The organism is Homoserinimonas sedimenticola (genome assembly GCF_026094475.1).
Lineage (GTDB): Bacteria > Actinomycetota > Actinomycetes > Actinomycetales > Microbacteriaceae > Homoserinimonas > Homoserinimonas sedimenticola.
Genome location: NZ_JAPELL010000001.1, coordinates 52,757 through 67,855 on the forward strand (window position 1 = coordinate 52,757; position 15,099 = coordinate 67,855).

General features: G+C 68.4%; 14 protein-coding genes. 9 read left to right on the forward strand and 5 right to left on the reverse strand.

Features of this window, described 5'->3' with window-relative positions:
* The first annotated feature begins 187 nt into the window (after positions 1 to 187).
* Together OH146_RS00210 and OH146_RS00215 are read left to right on the forward strand one after the other, a co-directional pair.
* Positions 188 to 1,042, forward strand: coding sequence for a pentapeptide repeat-containing protein (locus tag OH146_RS00210; protein WP_265156195.1), 855 nt, complete (start codon positions 188 to 190; stop codon positions 1,040 to 1,042).
* 142 nt (positions 1,043 to 1,184) lie between these two features.
* A complete protein-coding gene (locus OH146_RS00215; RefSeq protein WP_265160553.1) occupies positions 1,185 to 2,051 on the forward strand; it encodes an AraC family transcriptional regulator in 867 nt (288 codons plus the stop codon).
* 1 nt (position 2,052) lies between these two features.
* Here the strand turns inward: OH146_RS00215 and OH146_RS00220 are convergent, their stop codons facing one another.
* Entirely contained in the window at positions 2,053 to 3,153 is a 1,101-nt protein-coding gene (locus OH146_RS00220) for a serine hydrolase domain-containing protein (protein ID WP_265156197.1), read from the reverse strand.
* A 78-nt stretch (positions 3,154 to 3,231) separates the two neighbouring features.
* On the opposite strand from OH146_RS00220, the gene OH146_RS00225 reads away from it, so the two are divergent.
* Positions 3,232 to 4,251, forward strand: a complete 1,020-nt coding sequence (locus OH146_RS00225; RefSeq protein WP_265156199.1) for a DUF418 domain-containing protein — start codon at positions 3,232 to 3,234, stop codon at positions 4,249 to 4,251.
* Here the strand turns inward: OH146_RS00225 and OH146_RS00230 are convergent.
* Positions 4,248 to 5,288 (reverse strand): winged helix DNA-binding domain-containing protein, encoded by a 1,041-nt coding sequence (locus OH146_RS00230; protein ID WP_265156201.1) that lies wholly within the window; start codon positions 5,286 to 5,288, stop codon positions 4,248 to 4,250. The genes OH146_RS00225 and OH146_RS00230 overlap by 4 nt on opposite strands.
* Positions 5,289 to 5,360: 72 nt before the next feature.
* Between OH146_RS00230 and OH146_RS00235 the strand changes: the two genes are divergently transcribed.
* The 3 genes from OH146_RS00235 (at position 5,361) to OH146_RS00245 (ending at position 7,256) form a co-directional block, all read left to right on the forward strand.
* Positions 5,361 to 6,164, forward strand: coding sequence for an SDR family NAD(P)-dependent oxidoreductase (locus tag OH146_RS00235; protein WP_265156203.1), 804 nt, complete (start codon positions 5,361 to 5,363; stop codon positions 6,162 to 6,164).
* 67 nt (positions 6,165 to 6,231) lie between these two features.
* Positions 6,232 to 6,624 carry a ChaB family protein gene (locus OH146_RS00240; RefSeq protein WP_265156205.1) on the forward strand — a complete coding sequence of 131 codons (393 nt, stop codon included), beginning with the start codon at positions 6,232 to 6,234 and terminating at the stop codon, positions 6,622 to 6,624.
* Positions 6,624 to 7,256 (forward strand): HD domain-containing protein, encoded by a 633-nt coding sequence (locus tag OH146_RS00245; protein WP_265156207.1) that lies wholly within the window; start codon positions 6,624 to 6,626, stop codon positions 7,254 to 7,256. Before OH146_RS00240 ends, OH146_RS00245 begins: the two co-directional genes overlap by 1 nt.
* A gap of 8 nt (positions 7,257 to 7,264) precedes the next feature.
* Here the strand turns inward: OH146_RS00245 and OH146_RS00250 are convergent, their stop codons facing one another.
* Complete coding sequence (locus OH146_RS00250; protein ID WP_265156209.1) at positions 7,265 to 9,298, reverse strand: DUF262 domain-containing protein; 2,034 nt, start codon at positions 9,296 to 9,298, stop codon at positions 7,265 to 7,267.
* A 121-nt stretch (positions 9,299 to 9,419) separates the two neighbouring features.
* Here OH146_RS00250 and OH146_RS00255 point away from each other — a divergent pair, with 121 nt between their 5' ends.
* The gene (locus tag OH146_RS00255) at positions 9,420 to 10,193 is read left to right on the forward strand and encodes a hypothetical protein (RefSeq protein WP_265156211.1); all 774 of its coding nucleotides are present in this window, start codon (positions 9,420 to 9,422) and stop codon (positions 10,191 to 10,193) included.
* A 92-nt stretch (positions 10,194 to 10,285) separates the two neighbouring features.
* Positions 10,286 to 11,056 carry a DsbA family protein gene (locus OH146_RS00260; protein ID WP_265156212.1) on the forward strand — a complete coding sequence of 257 codons (771 nt, stop codon included), beginning with the start codon at positions 10,286 to 10,288 and terminating at the stop codon, positions 11,054 to 11,056.
* 3 nt (positions 11,057 to 11,059) lie between these two features.
* On the opposite strand, the gene OH146_RS00265 is transcribed toward OH146_RS00260, so the two are convergent.
* Positions 11,060 to 12,073 (reverse strand): sodium:calcium antiporter, encoded by a 1,014-nt coding sequence (locus tag OH146_RS00265; RefSeq protein WP_265156214.1) that lies wholly within the window; start codon positions 12,071 to 12,073, stop codon positions 11,060 to 11,062.
* A 144-nt stretch (positions 12,074 to 12,217) separates the two neighbouring features.
* Between OH146_RS00265 and OH146_RS00270 the strand changes: the two genes are divergently transcribed.
* Positions 12,218 to 13,228 (forward strand): NAD(P)/FAD-dependent oxidoreductase, encoded by a 1,011-nt coding sequence (locus OH146_RS00270; protein ID WP_265156216.1) that lies wholly within the window; start codon positions 12,218 to 12,220, stop codon positions 13,226 to 13,228.
* Between the two features lie 78 nt (positions 13,229 to 13,306).
* On the opposite strand, the gene OH146_RS00275 is transcribed toward OH146_RS00270, so the two are convergent.
* Complete coding sequence (locus tag OH146_RS00275) at positions 13,307 to 15,016, reverse strand: DEAD/DEAH box helicase (protein WP_265156218.1); 1,710 nt, start codon at positions 15,014 to 15,016, stop codon at positions 13,307 to 13,309.
* Between the last annotated feature and the right edge of the window lie 83 nt (positions 15,017 to 15,099).

Below are 15,099 nucleotides of genomic sequence, written 5' to 3' on the forward strand. Positions count from 1 at the left end.
GACGATACGATCGTCGGGCTGCTGACAGAAGGGCCCGTCAGCTCATCAGCATCCAAGAGGGACGATGAACTCGAAGCAAGCCAGGCAGGCTCAGTCGAGGTGGCGTACCTCTGAAGGCAGGGCTCTTGCCGTTCAGGTGGCCCGATGGTTGGTCGATGGCGGCGAAACACCTCCGCGAGGCGTCGGCGTGATCGACGGACGGACTGACCTCCGGGGGTTTGTGTTTCCGGATCCACTGCAAATGGGTGATGCGAGAGTCGGCGGATCGACCTTTCGGGCGATCTCCGCGTTCCCAGAGTTCGAGCGCGTGCACTGGCGGGACATCGACTTCTCGGGAGCGGTAATGCGCAACGCTCGCTTCACCGAATCGACGATCGAGCGGTGCCTCTTCACCGGCGCTGACTTGTTTGATTGGCGACTGTGGGGCAGTCGGATACTCGACACGTCCTTCCAGAGGGCTGACCTTGCTGGCTCCGCGATCGGCACGGGCCCTTACCGTGATGCTGGAATCAATATCTGGGCCCGCGTTGACTTCGACCGGGCGAATATGTCCAACGCGGTCGCCTCCGAGTGTGTCTTTCTCGACTGCTCGTTTCGAAGGTCGAAGCTGCGAGGAGTCTGGTTCACCCACGTGACGTTCGACGGAGTCGTCTTCGAAGGAGTGCTGCAAAGGGTGAAGTTTGCGGCCCAGTGGAGTGAGGGGAAACGCAATCCGGGTCCCATGCGAAACGCTGACTTCCGAGGCGTGCGATTCCGAGACGTCGACATCCGGTACCGCTTCGAGAACGTCGTCTTCGACGACACGGACGACATCCCTGTGATCAGAGACTATCGAACAGTGCTTACTCGCGCGCTGGAGATGGCCAGAGCCTCTCGCGACCCAAGGGAAAACGCACAAGTCGACTTGCTGGAGGTATTGGCGGATCATGCCGGGGACTACGACACCGTCCTCGTAACGGCGGACTTCCGAGGCCTCGGATACGACCTTCACGAACCAGCGCTGGTCAATCTGGTGAAGCGGGCGCAGGGTGATGCGGGCTAAGACCGGGGCGGCCGCCGGCTGTCGATGAAGTGCGCGGAGTCCGCGTCCGAACCGCCAGCTGACTCGGCGCGATCGAACCGGTCCGCAACGATCGGGCGGGAGCCGGGCATCCGCGCGATGCTGGGATGCGAAAGGGGTGACCGTGATCGCAGCGCTCAACCGCCTCGTCGACGAGATCGAGGCCGACATCGGTGGAGAGATCGATGTGGCCGCGGTCGCGCGACGCGACGGCGTCACCGAGTATCACCTGCGGCGGATGTTCTCATCGCTCGCGGGGATGCCCGTCTCCGAATACATCCGTCGGCGTCGCATGACCATCGCCGCCGCCGACGTGATCGCCGGCGACGAGCTGCTCATGGTGGCCGTGCGCTACGGCTACGGCTCCACCGAGGCATTCGGGCGGGCATTCACTGCCGTGCACGGCGTGAGCCCGGCGGATGCTCGGCGCAACGGTGGCCCCCTTCGCACGCAATCGCAGCTCAGGTTCCGCCTGACAGTAGAAGGGAATGACGCCATGGACACCCGCATCACCGAGCGACCCGGCTTCCGTCTCATTGGGCACGCCGCACGCGTGCCGCTCATCCACGAGGGGGTGAACCCGCACATTCAAGAGCACATCGCGGCACTGCCCGCCGAGGAGCACGAGCGGCTCAAAGCCCTCAGCAACACCGAGCCGGCAGGACTGCTGCAGGTCAGCGCCGACGTTGATCCGGACTACACGGAGGGCAGCGAGCTCACCTACCTGCACGGGGTTGCCGTGACGGAGGAGACCACTGTGCCTGCAGGCCTCGACTCGATAGAGGTTGCCGAGGGCACCTGGGCGGTCTTCCGCACGTCAGGGCCGCACCCGGCTGCCCTCCAGTCGGCCTGGGCGGCGACGGCGACGGAGTGGTTCCCGTCGAACCCGTGGCAGCTGCGGCCGGGGCCCTCAATCGTCGCGATCCTCGAGCGCGCGCCCGACTTCAGCACGGCGACGTGCGAGCTGTGGCTGCCGGTGGAGCGCGTCTAGCTCAGCCCAACTGCTGGAGCTCGCCGAGGAGACCGAAGATGCGCTCGTCCATCTCCACCTGGGTCATGACGATGCAGATCGTGCCGTCGGGGTCGACGAAGAAGTCGGTGCCGAGACCACCCGACCAACCGAAGCGGCCGCGGTGCGGCCCACCGGTCACGACGGAGACGCCGTAGCCCCAGCCCATGTCGTCCCAGAAGCCCGGGAAGAAGCTGTCCGGCGTCTTCGCCGCGGCAGGGACCTGGTCGCGGCGCAGCTCGTCGCGCAGGTCCGGGCCGATTAACCGGCCGTCGAGCAGTGCGCGAAGGAACGCGTGATAGTCGGCGATGGTCGAGACGAGTTCTGAGTGGCTGACATCGAACGGGGCAGGCGCGACATAGAAGCCCGCCCCCGGTGGCTCCGACTGCTCGAAACCATCGGCCGCCCGTCGAAACGCTGCAGGCAGGTGATGCGCCTGATCAGCCGGAACAGTGAACCCGGTGTCCGTCATCCCGGCCGGCTCGAACACGGTCTCGGCGAGCACGTCGTGAGTGCTGCGACCACCGGCCCGTCCGAGCAGGATGCCCAGCAGACCAAAGGAGTGGTGGTAGCGCCACCCCTCGCCCGGCTGGAAGGCGAGCGGCAGGGTGGCGAGCGCGTCGAGCCACTCCTGCGCACCGAGATCGACCGGCTCGGCACCCGCCTCCACGCCGGCCTCGACCATCGCCCGCTGCAACGGTGGCTCGCCGACCAGCGCCCCGTAGCCGGACTGGTTCGTGAGCAGGTGGCGCACCGTGATCGGGCGGCGCGCCGGCCTCGTGTCATCCAGCGGAGCATCCGGATGCGCGAGGACGCGCGGCTCCGCCAACTCGGGCATCCATGTGGCGATCCGGTCATCGAGCGCCATGACGCCGTTCTCAATCAGTCGTAGTGCCGCGACCGCCGTGATCGCCTTCGTCATCGACTGGATGCGGAAGATCGTGTCGGCCCGCAGCGGCTCCCCGTCTGGCGCAGCCCTGCCCACGACGACAGGGGAGCACTCAGCGCCGTAAGTGCCGACAGCTCCCGGCATCGTGCCGGCCTCGACGTGGCGTGTGAGTAGCGTATGCAAGTCATCAGACACAGGTGCACTCCTTTTGCGCGACATCCCCAGTCTCATCCAGCAGCGGACATTGTGCACGCGATCGGTGAGACTGGGGGAATGCTGGTCACGGACACGCGCATCCGCGGGCTCGACATTGCCCGCGGCATCGCCGTGCTCGGCATGTTCACCGCCCACACGATCTCCGTGAGCAACCCCGAGGGTGGGTTCGTGGTGCTCGACGAGCTCTCGGGCGGCACGAGGCCCCGGATGCTGTTCGCCCTCGTTGGCGGCATCTCGCTGGGCCTGCTCGTGGCGGGGTCGCAGATCCCGCGCGGCGCCCAGCGCACCCAGATCGCGATTCGTGGCTTCGCCCTACTCGTGCTGGGCCTCTTTCTCGAGAGCTTCTTCTCCGGCGTCAGCGTCGTCATCGACGAGTGGGGGCTCCTGTACTTCTTGATGATCCCCCTGCTGTTCGTGGGCAGCCGCTGGCTGCTTGCCGGCGCGGTCGTGCTCATGGTGTCGGGACATATCGCGATCGCGGCAGGGGCGGGTGAAACGCCCACCCCGCCGGGGCAGGGGGGAATTCTCGAGCTGATCCTCAGCTGGCTCTTCACCGGCTCATACCCCCTCGTGACGTGGCTGCCGTCGATCGTCGCCGGCTACCTCATCGCCCGGCTCGACATCCGGCGCCCCGCAACGCAGGGGTGGATGCTCGGGGTCGGCGCCCCCGTCTTCGCCATCGGCCTCGTGGTCACTGCCCTCACCAGCGGGCAGGGGGAACCCGAAACCTGGCCGGCGACCCTCGCGCAGCAGCTGTCGGCGCTGGGCTGCGCCGCCGCCGTCGTGGGCGGTCTCGTCTGGCTGACGTCGAGCCGGGCAGGGCGTGTGGGGCGGCTGGTGGGGCGCCTCCTGTATCCGCTCGCGGCGGCGGGTGCGATGCCGCTCACCGTCTACACGGTGCACGTGCTTGTGCTCGCGGCCTGGTACCTGATCGACCCGGCGGGCTGGGGGCCCGACTCCACCACGTGGACGATCTTCACCATCGTGACCCTCGTGGTTGCGCCGCTCTGGCGACTCACCCTCGGCCAGGGTCCCCTCGAGCGGGGGCTCGCGCTGATCAGCGGTCGCCGACGCTAGACACCATGCGGCCAGGCTTCGGCGGCGCGGTCGATCTCGTCACGCGTGGCGGCATCCACGGTCTCGACGAGCTCGACCTCGACGGGCTTTGACCGCGGCTGCCGCCAGGTACCCACGACGACCCCGTCCACGAGCACGGCCGGGCGGAACACCCCGTTGTTCCCGGGAACGAGAGCGTCGAGCATCCGTGGGCTGGCCACCAGGGAACGGTCGCCATAGCCGAGGATCCACTCGTCGAACGCCGGCACGAGCGTCACGCCTCTCGCCTGCGGAACCTCCTGCGCGCCGACAACCCACGCGTCCGCGCCGTCGATGCGCACCCGCTCAAGGTCGTCGACGGATGCCGCCGCTCGCCGCAGCACGGCGCGGGGGAGTTTTGTCCACCACGCGAGGTCGGCCTCCGTCACGGGACCGCGCGCCGCCACGTATCCGCGCACGACCTCGGCGAGCGCGGCATCCGGGTCCTCAGGTGCGGCAGCCGCCGAGAGCGTGAGCCGCTGCTCCGTGCCGGTCTCATCGAACGGACCCCAGTGCATGACGCCGCCGATCGCGAAGTGAGCGAGGAGGTGGTAGCCGCGGCCCGCTTCCGTGGGGATGCCGGCGGACTGCCACAGCGACAGAGCCTCGGAGCGCAGGAGCGAGCGCTCGGCCAAGCTCTGCTGCAGCACGGCCCGCGCACGCTCGACGACGGTCCCGTCGAGGCCGAGCTGCTCCCGGCGACGAGAGGCGGCACGGTGCAGGCGGTCCGCCGTGAAGTGCAGAAGCGCCGCCAGGTGGCTCGGGGTGGTCGCGAAGAGCGTGCCCCGCATGGGCCACGACCGCACGAGCTCGCCCCGGTCGAACGCCGCCCGCACATTCTGGACGCTCGTGCCTGGTCGCGAGCGGATGGCGATAGCCCGCAGCACGGCGGGCAGGTCCTGTCCCTGGAGTGCGACGGCACGCTGGACGACCTGGGCGGGGTCGAGCGCCGAGCCGTCGAGAAGGTGGGCGCGCAGTCGCATCCGTCGCGCGTCGGCGGGGGAGAGCTCCACGATCACAGGCTCACGCTAGCAAGCGAGAGCAAGCCGGTGCCGCGAGGCCGGGATACCCGCCCGCCGTAGACTCGGCGCATGAGCGAAGCATCCGGAGACGCGCCCGTGACGGATGCCGCGGGCAGGGGCGTGCTCGTCACGGGGGCGTCGCGCGGCATCGGGAGGGCCACGGCCCGAGCCTTCGCCGCCGCGGGTTATCGCGTTGCGGTGCACTACGGTCACGGCAGCGCGGACGCCCAGCACACACTCGATGCTCTCGCGGGAGTGGGGCACGTCATGGTGGGCGGCGATCTCGGCTCTCCCGAGGAGGCGAGGCGCGTCGTCGACGACGCCGTCGAGGGCCTCAGCACGGTCGACGTGCTCGTCAACAACGCGGCGGTGGCGCCGTCGCCGGAGAACCTCCACCGCATCGACGGCGTCGAGTGGGGGGACTGGCTCGGGGCCTGGGACGCCATGACTCGCGTCAACCTGCTCGGCCCGGCTGCCGTGACCTGGGCTTTCGCCCGGCACCTGATCGAGCGCAGGGTCACGGGAGCCGTCATCAACGTGGGCTCGCGCGGAGCCTTCCGGGGGGAGCCCGACTACCCGGCCTATGGCGCGACCAAGGCGGCGCTGCACGCCTTCGGGCAGTCGATCGCACAGTCCCTCGCGCCGCATGGGATCGCCGTGACATCCGTCGCCCCCGGTTTTGTCGCGACCGAGCGGCAGGAGGCAAAGCTCGAGGGGGAGCAGGGTGACGCGCTGCGCACGCAGAGCCCCTTCGGGCGCGTCGGTACGCCCGAGGAGATCGCCGATGCGATCGTCTACCTGGCATCGCCGGGGGCGACGTGGGCATCCGGTGGCATCATCGACCTCAACGGTGCGTCATACCTGCGCAGCTGAGCGGCTTTCGGGCAACACTGAGGTTCCGTTCCTAGCATCACGCGCAAACCGACCAAGGAGGTCTCAGATGCCCGGATCAAAGGAACTGCCCTCGACCCTCGAACGCTCGCCCAAGCACGCCCAGGAGATCTGGATCAAGGCACACGACTCCGCCGTCGATAGCTACGGCGAAGGGGAGCGCGCCCACCGCACCGCCTTCTCGGCGCTCAAGCACGAGTATGAGAAGGTCGGCGACCACTGGGAGAAGAAGGAGGGCAGCGGCCCCTCCGACAAGAAGGCCGCCGGGGGTCGCGGCTCCTCTGGCAAGACCAAGGGCGGCGTCGACGCGAATGCATCGAAGAAGCACCTTTATGATGTCGCCAAGAAGCTTGACGTGAGCGGTCGCTCCAACATGTCGAAGGACGAACTCGTCGACGCCATCCAAAAGGCGAACAACAAGGAAACCCGCAAGAGCCGCTGATGCCCGACCGCCCCGCCCGCAGTGAGAAGGAGTGGGGCGCCGCCCTGCGTGAGATCACGCGTCGCGACGGCACGCCCTCCGGCGCGCTCAGAGAGCAGGGCATCGTAGAGGCGATCCCGGAGCTAGCGGCGCTCGCCGAGACCCCGCAGGACCCCGGCTGGCATCCCGAGGGCGACGTGCTCGTACACTCCCTGTGGGCTGCCGATCTTGCGGCAGAACATTCGGATGCCCACCAGCTCGATCCCGACCACCGCGAGCTGCTCGTGCTCGCCGCCCTCCTCCACGACGTGGGCAAGCCCGATACGACGGCCCGCCGCAAGGATGGGCGCCTCACGTCGTATGGGCATGCCGAGCGAGGCGCGGAGATCGTGCAGTCGCTGGGCCCCCGACTGGGACTGCCGGCCGAGCTGGCGCGCCCGATCGCGGCGATCGCGGGGGAGCACATGGCGCACGTCTCGGCGCACGGGAACCCGACGCGGAAGGCGGTCCGCCGACTGGTGATCCGACTCGAGCGGGAGGGGGCAACGCTCGACGACTGGGCGGTCGTCGTTCGCTGTGATGGGGAGGCTCGCGGCACGGCGGCGCGACCGGATGCCTCGGAGCCGTGGCGACGGGCTGCCGAGCAGCTTTGAGCGCGGTGCTACATCGCCTGACCGATGTAGGAGTACTTGACGAAGACCTCTGAGGCGAGGTCGGCCTCCTCCAGCACGCCCTGCAGGGCGGTCAGCATGTACTTGGAGTCCCAGCCCATGTAGAGGAAGTGATCCTCGTCGAGCGAGTCCCAGTGGCCGTTCCAGGCCTGCACCTCGAAGACGGGGCCGCCGCGGCGGGAGCTATAGGCGACGACACTGCCACGGGCATCCGCCCACAGGCGCTTGAAGATGCGGTTGAAGAGGTGCTTGACGTCGTAAACCTCCCAGTGCTCGCCCGCGTACTCGACGTACTCGAACTCGCGCTGCCAGCCGCGCGGCCAGCCCCTACGCAACACGGCGTCGAGGATGGGTGTGAGGCCGTCGTCGTCGATCGCCGCGCTCATGGGCGCACGCCAGATGCGCAGGAACTCGGCGACCATCCTCTCGCCGCGCTCCCCGATAGCGGCCGTGTTCCACGACGTGACCTCGCCGAGCTCGCGCGTAATGTCGACCTTGCTGCGGCGGTAGAACGACTGCCGCTTGAGGTCGAAGGATGCGTCGACCGCCCTCTCCGCGAGGTGCTCCTCCAGCAGGGTGAGGTTGCCGAGCGTGGGGGCGAGGGCGCGGTGGCTGTTCTGCTCATCCTCGCTGTAGTCAGCCCAGGTGCGTACGCCGTCGCCGCTCCAGTCGTCGGCTGGCGCAAGCGGCACGAGGTGCTCCACGTCGAGCCCGGCCGTGCTCTCCACGCCGGCGATGCGGCCCAGCACGTAGGAGGGGTGGGGAAGCGGGCTGTACTTGAGCGCAACACGCACGCGGGCGTCGGACGGAGTGATTCGGGCGATCGCATGCTCGAAAGCATCCGGGCCCTCCGCCCACGCGCGGCAGAGCCGGGCGACGAGACGGTCGGTGCTCACGCCGACGACGGTGCGCCGCAGCAGCAGGGACTGCACGCGCTCGAGCGTCGCGATGAGGCTGTCGCGGGTCAGCGCGCCACGGGAGTGATCGCGGTAGGCGCGCATCACAAGGGGGAACATGCTGCGGCCGAAGGTTCCCACATAGGCGAGCTGGCGACCGATCTCGGCGTCGGGCTCCTGTGCAGGGTCGAGAAGCCGACGGTAGATCTCCGAGAACTCGCGCCACTCGGCGGCGTGCTCGCCAAGGTTCGAGTGGTCGAGCAGCGGGAACTCGTGCCGGAAGGCATCGTAGACGCCGCGCTCGCCGGCGATCTCGACCTCGAGCCCCGTGCGCATGATGAGATAGTGGCGCCAGAAGGTGCCGATCGTGTCGCCCGTGTTGCGTTCGATCGGCAGCCAGAACCCGTCCTCGATCTCGTACTGCTCCGCGTGCGAGAGGCCCATGAGCACGTAGTTGTGGATGAGCTCGTGGTCGCGCAGCGGCTCGCCCGTCGAGTTGAGGCTCTCGAAGATCTGCTGTGCGTTCGCGTGCGCCCGAAGAGTGATGGCGACGTGCTCGAGGCGGGTCAGGCCGCGCCAGATCCGCCCCACCTCGTCGGAGGCGATCTGGCTGCGGAAGAAGGCGTAGTTGTCATCGAAGCGGGAGTCGCGCGAGGCCGCATCCCCCGAGCGGCGACCGAGCACGACGTCCTCGAACACCCCGGCCCATGCGCGATGCGGGCGCAGCGTGGTGCCGTCCCCGCGCACGAGCACCCGCTCCAGCTCGGCGGCGAGCTCGGCATTGCCGCTTGGCTCGAGGTCCTGCAGCACCGTGTGGTGGAGCGCCGCGATCAGCAGCATGAGGGTCGTGATGCGCTGCTGCCCGTCGATCAGCACGAGCTCCGTGGCATCCGCAGAGCCCGTGTGCTCGGTGGCGGCGCTCTCGCTCGACAGAATCGAGCCGATGAAGTGCATGTGGCCCGACTCCGCGTCGGCGACCGCGCGGATGTCGGCGAGGAGCTGCTCGCATCCGCCGATGTCCCAGCGGTACTGCCGCTGGTAGACGGGCACGACGATGCTCGTGCCGGGGGAGGAGAGCCAGCGAATCGTGTTGACAGCGGTCGCGTCGACGTTCGTGGCGTTGTCCATATTGTGTGTTTTCTCCTCGTGCCGGGCCGCTCCCAGTGTAGGCGGACGCTCACTGTTAGGCTTCCCTAAGTTGGGCCTGTTAAAACGTGCTGGCCCCCTACCAAAAAGGAGTGATCCATTCATGGGTTACATCAAGTCCGCAGCGCTTGAGGAAACCGGCTACGTCGTCCTCGACCGCTACAACCAGGAGCTCGACCCCAAGGAGTGGCTCGAGATCGAGTACGTCGACTGGAAGTCCTCCGGCGAGACCCGCTTCGCGCCCCTCGCGAGCGCCAAGGGCGAGATCGAGGTCAACGGCTTCTGGAACCACGAGCCGCCCCGCACCGACAAAGACGGCGTCTGGATTCCGTCGCAGGTCGAGAAGGCGCCCAACCTCACCCGTCGCGCTCAGGAGCCCGGCGCGAACGTCGGTCGCTGCCGCGTCATCGAGCTGCAGCCCACCCCCTACGGTGAGACCCTCTACAACCTGCACCAGGACGACAACAACCGTCTCAACCCTGACGGCACCGGTTGGGTCGTGCGTGGATTCTTCAACCTCACGGACGACAAGGACAGCTTCTTCGTGCTGCGGGAGAACCGCACCGACCCGAGCGTCGAGTACCGAATCGCGCTGCCCGCGGGCGCACAGCTGATCGTCGACACGCAGCGCCTCTGGCACGCCGCCACCCACATCGGCGACGAGCCCCGCTACTGCCTCATCACCTCGTGGGAGTCGGGCCCCGAGCTCGACGCCTACATCGAGAAGTACAACGGCAAGAGCCGCGTGCCCAACGTGGAGCTCTCCCAGGAGGAGCTCGACGCCGGCCAGGCGGAGCAGGAGCGCCGCCTCGCCGCGCGCGCCGCCTACTACGCCGCCAAGGGCAAGGCCGAGGCCACCGCGATGAGCGAGGCGTGACGTCCCAGCACTAAGAACGGGAAAACACTGAGCATGGAGCCCCCGGCGAACGCCGGGGGCTCCTCCCACGTGAGCATCGTTAGGGTTGAAACATGGCGAAGAAAGACGACGACAGGATCCTCGCGATCCGGCAGAAGGCCAACGAGGCGCGGCAGCAGCAGAAGCGCGCGGAGGTGCGACGCAAAGCCTTCCTGCAGATCGGCGTCATTGTGGCGGTGCTCGTCGTCGTGGGCGGCATCGTCTTCGCCGTCGTGGCGATCAACAGGGCGTCGCAGGAGGTCGTGACGCCCGAGGCATCCGCCACCGTGACGGTGGGAGAGTCGACGGATGTGCCCCTCGAGGTCGGCGAGGGTGCCGTGCGGGTCGGCAGCGCGGACGCTCCCACCACGGTTGCCATCTACGAGGACTTCTCCTGCCCACACTGCCAGGACTACGAGGCCATCATCGGGGACACGCTCGTGGAACTCGTCGCGTCGGGGGACGCCGCGGTCGAGTACCACCCCATCAATATCGTGACCGACTACGGGGTGCGCGCGGGCAGCGTCGCGACGTGCGTCGCGGTGCACGAGCCGGAGAGCTGGCTCGGCGTGCACTCCGGCCTCTTCACGGTGCACGACAGCTCGACGGATGCGTGGAGCTATGAGCAGTTCGCCACCTTCCTCGACGGCCAGGGCATCGGGGGCGAGGAGCTGCTCGAGTGCGTCGAGTCGGGACGCTACGCGAACTGGATTGAGCAGAACACGCGCGAAGCCCTCGACTCCGGTGTGACAGGAACGCCCACCGTGTACATCAACGGAGAGAAGGCGGAGACGCTGCCCACAGCGGAGGAGCTGCAGGCCACCGTCGCGGAGCTCGCCGGTTAGCGCTCACGACGCGAAGATCGCAAGCGCGACCGTGCCCAGGTAGACGCCGGGGATCGCAACACTCTCGAACCCGACGCCCTTGCGCTGGCGCACGAGCAGGCCGGCCGCGAGCACCGAAGTGATGAGCACGGTGCCACCCAGGAGCACGAGGCTTTCCGCACCCGCCGAACTGTAGATGTTGCCCTCCGTGTAGAAGCCGTCCGCGACGATGATCAGGAGGGTGTCAAAGACGTTGCCGCCGATGATGTTGCCGACCCCGAGGGTGAGCGCGCCCATCCGCACCGCCGCGATCAGTGTCACGAGCTCGGGCAGAGAGGTGACGGCGGTCGTCACCGTGAACCCGGTGATGCCGCTCGGCCATCCCGTCGCCGCGACAATGCCGAGGCCCGCCTGCGCGATCACCCAGCCGGTGACGCCGACGACAACCGCAAGCATCCCAAGCCGCAGCCACAGCTGGGGAGTGGATGCTTTCGTGCCGGCAGCCTCCCCGCCCTCCCGGGTGTCGCTCGTCTTCTTGGCCGACCACATGGGTTCCTTGCGAGCCTGGTTCAGCAGGCTGAGGCCGTAGAGGTAGACGACAGGCATCACCAGCGTGATGGGGTGCACCCATCCCAGGGTGAGGCCGGGTGTCGCATAGGCGACGACGGGCATCGAGATGAGGGCGACGAGCACGAGCGACTGAAGGAGGTTCTCGAGCGAGGCGGAGGCGTGTTCGAGGTTCGCCTTGCGGTAGACGAGGTCGGCGATCGCGAGCCACACTGTCTGCACGGCGACGCCGCCGAGCGGGTTGGCAAGTGCGTACGCGGCATCCCCTTCGAGTGCGCCGGTCGCTGTCGCGATGATGCCCGGCAGCGAGGTGACGGCCCCGAGAAAGAGGGCACCGGCCGCAGCCTTGCCCATCCCCGTGCGGTCAGAGAGCTGATCGGCCGTGCGGGCGAGGCGCGATCCCGCAAACACCAGCACGACGACCGAGGCGGCGAGTGCGAGGATGCTCGGCCACAGCGCCCACGCGCTCACGGCAGCAGCCCATCCGGTCGAATTCGCAGCATCTCGGCCCAGTCAAGCACCGGGATGCGAGTTCCGCTCTGAGAGTGTGCTGATGATCGGCGTTCACGTCAGTCGAGGGTTGAAAACGGAGGCGGGCGAGGGAAACCTGACGCCATGGGTACTGGTGACAGCACTGAGCACACCGCCGCTAGCCGCGAAGGCTCCGGCGACACGAGCACCGACGTCTGGGATGCCGTGATCATAGGCGGCGGCCCCGCCGGGCTCAGCGCGGCCCTCATGCTGGGGCGCGCGCGGCGCCGCGTGCTCGTCGTCGACGCGGGGGAGCCGCGCAACCGTTTCACCTCCCACGTGCACGGAGTGCTCGGCAGTGAGGGGACCCCGCCGATCGAGTTTCTCGCCCGGGGGCGGGAGGAGGTCCGCAGCTACGGGGTCGAGATCCGCCGCGGTCAGGTCACCGCCGTGACGGAGGGGAGTGAGCGGATGCTCGTGGCGACAGCCTCGGGCGAGAGTTTCGCGGCGAGGCGAGTCATCGCGACATCCGGATCCCGTGATGGCCTGCCGGACATCCCTGGGGCGGGCGACCGCTGGGGCAAGGACGTGCTGCACTGCCCCTACTGCCACGGCTGGGAGGTGCGCGGCGGGCGGCTCGGCGTGCTCGCGACCTCCTCAGCGAGCATCCACCAGGCGCATCTGGTGCGCCAGTGGAGCGAGCACGTCACCTTCTTCAGCGCGGAGGCGGGCGAAGTGCCCGAGGATGTCGCGGCTCGGCTTGGGGCCCGCGGTGTCGTGATCGACCCGCGACCAGTCACCCGCCTCGCAACCGACGCGGAAGGGCTCAGTGGCGCCGAGGTGGAGGGCGGCGACGTCGTGCCGCTCGATGCTCTCTTCGTCACGCCCATCCTGAAATCGAACGAGGAGTTCCTCGAGCCGCTCGAGCTGGAACGCGAGGGCTCCGTCGGCGGCGACTTCGTGCGCGTCGACAAGACGGGCCGCACGAGCAACCCGCGCGTGTGGGCGGTCGGCAATGTGGCGCGCCCCATCGAGACCGTGCCCATGGTGGTGGCGGCCGGGGCATCGGCGGGTGCCGCCGTCAACCAGGACCTCATCGACGAGGAGTTCGACGCGGCGCTCGCCGCCGAGGCGACGATCCGGCTACCAAGCTGAACGTACCGACGCTGAGCATCCCCGCAGAAGCGCCTGCGCGATGCCGGAGTTACCTTTCGTCGCCTCTCCGCCGAAGGGCTAGTCGCGCGGCCGTCGTGGCTTGCGTCCGCGGTCGAGGCTGATCTCGATGAGCTTGCCGCTGATGCGAGTGCCCTTGAGTCGGCCGAGCGCTTCGCGTGGCAGATCCGCGGGCAGCTCCACGATCGAGAAGTCGGGCATGATCTTGATCGCGCCGAAGTCCTCACGGCTGAAGCCGCCCTCGTTGGCGAGCGCACCCACGATCTGTCGGGGCTCGACCTTGTGCCTGCGGCCCACCTCGATGCGGTAGGGCGCCATGGCTTTGCTGCCGGCTCGGGGGCGACGGGCTGGACGATCCCCCCGGTCCTCCCGCTCACGCTCCTTGCGGGGCGCGCGGGCGGGAGGCTCATCCTCGGGGGAGAGCAGGAGTGGTGTCTCCCCCTGGGCGACGACCGCGAGCGCCGCCGCCACATCGAGCTCTGGCACGTCGTGGTGAGTCACGTAGTGGGTGACGATGTCGCGGAACGCCGCAATGCGCCCCGTCTCGCTGAGTGCCGCCGTGATCGCGTCGTCGAAGCGCGTGAGCCTCGTGCTGTTGACGTCTTCGACGCTCGGCAGGGGCATCTCGGTGAGCGGCTGCCGCGTCGCCTTCTCGATCGCCGTCAGCAGGCGGCGTTCGCGAGGCGTGACGAAGCTGATGGCGGCGCCGCTGCGCCCCGCCCGTCCCGTGCGGCCGATGCGGTGCACGTAGGACTCCGTGTCGACGGGGATGTCGAAGTTGACCACGTGACTGATGCGGTCGACGTCGAGGCCGCGCGCCGCGACATCCGTCGCGACCAGAATGTCGAGCTTGCCCGACTTCAGCTGACCCACTGTGCGCTCGCGTTGCGCCTGCGCCACATCGCCGCTGATCGCGGCTGCCGAGTAACCGCGGGCACGCAGCTTCTCGGCGAGAGTCTCGGTCTCGTTCTTGGTGCGGACGAAGACGATCATGGCCTCGAAGTTCTCGACCTCGAGGATGCGCGTGAGCGCGTCGACCTTCTGCGGATACGAGACCACGAGGTAGCGCTGGGTCGTGTTGGCCGAGGTGGTCGTCTTGGCCTTGACCGTGATCTCCTCGGGGTCACGGAGGTACTGCTTCGAGATGCGGCGGATCTGGGCCGGCATGGTGGCGGAGAACAGCGCGACCTGCTTCTCCTCGGGAGTCTCGGCGAGGATCGTCTCGACGTCTTCCGCGAAGCCCATCTTGAGCATCTCGTCGGCCTCATCGAGCACGAGGTACTTGAGTTCGCTCAGGTCGAGGGTGCCTTTGGCGAGGTGGTCCATGATCCGGCCGGGCGTGCCGACGACGACGTGCACGCCGCGGCGGAGGGCGGAGAGCTGCACGCCGTAGGCCTGACCGCCGTAGACGGGGAGCACGTGCACGCCCCGCAGGTGTGATGCGTACTGCTCGAAGGCCTCGCACACCTGCAACGCCAGTTCGCGCGTGGGGGAGAGCACCAGCGCCTGAGGGCTCTTCTGCGCGGGGTCGAGCCGGGAGACGATCGGCAGGGCGAATGCCGCGGTCTTGCCGGTTCCCGTCTGGGCGAGTCCCACCACGTCGCGGCCCTCCAGCAGGGTGGGGATCGTAGCCGCCTGGATCGCGGAGGGCGTCTCGTAGCCCACATCCCGCACCGCCTTCAGCACAGCGTCGCTCAGGCCGAGATCGGCGAAGGTCATCACCTCGGCGTCGGTCGTCTCGGTCTGATCCTGGTCGGCGGAAGGCGTCATGGGGTCAACGCTACGCGATGCGGCACGAGTGTGAGGGTGGAGCCGCCGCGAACAGTCGCCCACCGCACGTTGAGGTGGCGCGC

What these genes read in the sequence shown, in the direction of transcription:
- OH146_RS00225 (WP_265156199.1), top strand. Translation starts at nt 3,232, where the DNA reads ATGCTGGTCACGGACACGCGCATCCGCGGGCTCGACATTGCCCGCGGC.
- OH146_RS00235 (WP_265156203.1), top strand. Translation starts at nt 5,361, where the DNA reads ATGAGCGAAGCATCCGGAGACGCGCCCGTGACGGATGCCGCGGGCAGG.
- OH146_RS00240 (WP_265156205.1), top strand. Translation starts at nt 6,232, where the DNA reads ATGCCCGGATCAAAGGAACTGCCCTCGACCCTCGAACGCTCGCCCAAG.
- OH146_RS00245 (WP_265156207.1), top strand. Translation starts at nt 6,624, where the DNA reads ATGCCCGACCGCCCCGCCCGCAGTGAGAAGGAGTGGGGCGCCGCCCTG.
- OH146_RS00250 (WP_265156209.1), bottom strand. Translation starts at nt 9,298, where the DNA reads ATGGACAACGCCACGAACGTCGACGCGACCGCTGTCAACACGATTCGC.
- OH146_RS00255 (WP_265156211.1), top strand. Translation starts at nt 9,420, where the DNA reads ATGGGTTACATCAAGTCCGCAGCGCTTGAGGAAACCGGCTACGTCGTC.
- OH146_RS00260 (WP_265156212.1), top strand. Translation starts at nt 10,286, where the DNA reads ATGGCGAAGAAAGACGACGACAGGATCCTCGCGATCCGGCAGAAGGCC.
- OH146_RS00270 (WP_265156216.1), top strand. Translation starts at nt 12,218, where the DNA reads ATGGGTACTGGTGACAGCACTGAGCACACCGCCGCTAGCCGCGAAGGC.
- OH146_RS00275 (WP_265156218.1), bottom strand. Translation starts at nt 15,016, where the DNA reads ATGACGCCTTCCGCCGACCAGGATCAGACCGAGACGACCGACGCCGAG.